This is a genomic window from Bradyrhizobium nitroreducens, assembly GCF_002776695.1.
Classification (GTDB): Bacteria; Pseudomonadota; Alphaproteobacteria; order Rhizobiales; family Xanthobacteraceae; genus Bradyrhizobium; species Bradyrhizobium nitroreducens.
Genome location: NZ_LFJC01000003.1, coordinates 5,650,047 through 5,652,405, shown reverse-complemented (window position 1 = coordinate 5,652,405; position 2,359 = coordinate 5,650,047). Strand labels below are relative to the sequence as shown.

General features: G+C 64.7%; 1 protein-coding gene and 1 pseudogene. Both read left to right on the top strand.

Features of this window, described 5'->3' with window-relative positions; genetic code table 11:
• The coding region (locus tag TSA1_RS27100) for a methyl-accepting chemotaxis protein (protein WP_245448418.1) at positions 1 to 947 on the top strand (947 nt) is incomplete at its 5' end.
• Positions 948 to 1,294: 347 nt separating this feature from the next.
• Positions 1,295 to 2,359 (top strand): annotated as a pseudogene (locus tag TSA1_RS27095) (methyl-accepting chemotaxis protein); the annotation flags it as partial.

Here is a 2,359-nt window from a genome sequence, read left to right as displayed (position 1 = left end):
TGGCCGGCGCGGTCGAGGAGTTCAAGGTTCAGGCGGTGGCCAAGGCCGAGCGCGACGCCGCCGCCAGCGAGGTCCAGAACCGAGAGCAGGCCGCCAGCCGCCGTGCCGAGCTAATTCGCTTTGCCGACGATTTCGAGAGCGCGGTCGGCGCCATCGTCTCCAACGTCTCGGCCTCGGCCGTGCAGCTGGAATCGGCGGCCTCCACGCTGACCCGTACCGCCGAGACCACCCAGAGCCTGTCGAGCCAGGTCGCGGGCGTGTCCGAGCAGGCCTCGTCCAACATGCAGTCGGTCGCCACCGCGACCGAAGAGCTGTCCGCCTCGGTCGAGGAGATCGGCCGCCAGGTGCGCGATTCCAACCGTATCGCGGAAGCCGCCGTGGTGCAGGCCAGGGAGACCGACGGCCGGATCGGCAAGCTCTCGCACGCCGCCCAGCAGATCGGCGAAGTCGTGAAACTGATCACCGCGATCGCCGAGCAGACCAACCTGTTGGCGCTCAATGCCACCATCGAGGCGGCACGCGCCGGTGAAGCCGGCCGCGGCTTTGCGGTGGTCGCGAGCGAAGTGAAGTCGCTGGCGAGCCAGACCGCGAAGGCGACCGACGAAATCTCCTCGCACATTGCGGGGATGCAGGGCGCGACCGCCGAATCGGTTGCGGCGATCAAGGAGATCGGGGCGACCATCGGCCAGATCTCGTCGATCGCGACGTCGATCGCCAGCGCGGTCGAGCAGCAGGGCGCGGCGACGCAGGAAATCGCGCGCAGCGTCCAGACCGTGGCGCAGGGCACCCAGACCGCGGCCACCGATATCGGCCAGGTCAACCGCGGAGCCGCCGAGACCGGTTCGGCCTCGGAAGAGGTGCTGCACTCGGCCAAAACCCTTTCCAGCGAAAGCACCCGCCTGCGAGCCGAGCTCGATCGCTTCATGGGCAATATCAGGGCGGCGTAGGGCGAGCTGTCGCGTCACACTCCGCCGTCGTCCCGGACAAGCGCGCCCTTAAGGCGCGTGTAGATCCGGGACCCATACTCCCGGGCAAAGATTGTGGAGCGACGTTGGTCACTCCGAGTCTTCGCCCAACCACATCCTGTGGTTATGGATCCCGGATCTGCGCGCGCTTAAGGCGCGCTTGTCCGGGACGACAGGGAATGCGTAGCTCCCCTGCGTCACCTAACCGCCAGTTGCGGCGCCATAAATTTACCACAGCTTATCCTTTGCCGATTACCGTGCGGACGAGTCAGGAAGCGGGCTGCTTCCGGGCTGCGCCTGGTTTTCCGCGAATGGAATGGGGTGGGGGAATGTCGGTCAAGTCGAAGTCGAACCAATCGAAGCTGCCAACTTTGCGGTTTCGCGCAAAAATCATCCTCGGCTTCGTGGCGGTGCTCGCCATCCTCGCCGTCAGCATGGCCTTCGCCTATTTCGGCTTCGAGCGGATCGCAGGTGCCGTGGCCTCCTATCGCAGTAGCGTGTCGGAAGCCGATCTCGCTCGGACGGTCGACCGCGAGCTGGTCGCCTATCAAGGATTGGCACGAGCCTATACCCTGACGGGGGCGGCGGATGACGAGACCGCAGCCAAGGCCGCCGAAGCGAATCTGAAGAACGCGATCGCCAAGTCGATGTCCGCCACGACAGGCGCCGCCCGCCGTGAGCAGGTCGGCAAGCTCGAGGCCGAGTTCCAGCGCTTCACGAAGGTGTTCGGGGAGATCATTACCCTGACGCGCGAGAACAACAAGATCGCGGCCGATGAACTCAACAGTGTCGGCAACAAGATCCGCTTCAAGTTCGACGATCTCGCCGATACTGCCGCGCTGGCGGGACTGGCATCGGTCCAGACCACGGCCAAGGACATCACCTCGCAATATCTGGCGGTCTCGACCTCGGTCGGCGCCTTCGTCGCCAAGCCGGAGCCCAAGACCGCCGACGGCGTAATCGCCCGTATCAAGTTCCTCGAGACTTTGCTGGTCTCCATCTATGCGAATGACCAGAAGATCACGGATCGCGTCAAGGAGATCGGCGATCTCTTGAAGCAGTACCGCGCCTCCTTCGCAAAGCTGACCGAGAACGTGAAGGTCATCGTCAAGTCGAATGGCGACATGACCAAGACGGCGGCAACCATTCTCAAGCTCTCGAGTGAGCTGCGTTCGGATCTGACTGCCGACCAGCAACGCATCGAGGCGAGCGCCAATGCGACCATCGGCGAGACTGAGCAGTTGATGCTGATGATGGCGCTGGGCGGGCTGGCCGTCGGCGCCGTTCTGGCCCTGTGGCTCGGCAACGGCATCTCGCGTCCGATGATCGCGATGTGCAAGGCGATGCGCGAGCTGGCCTCGGGCAATTTCGACGTGGTGCTGCCGGGCCTGGGG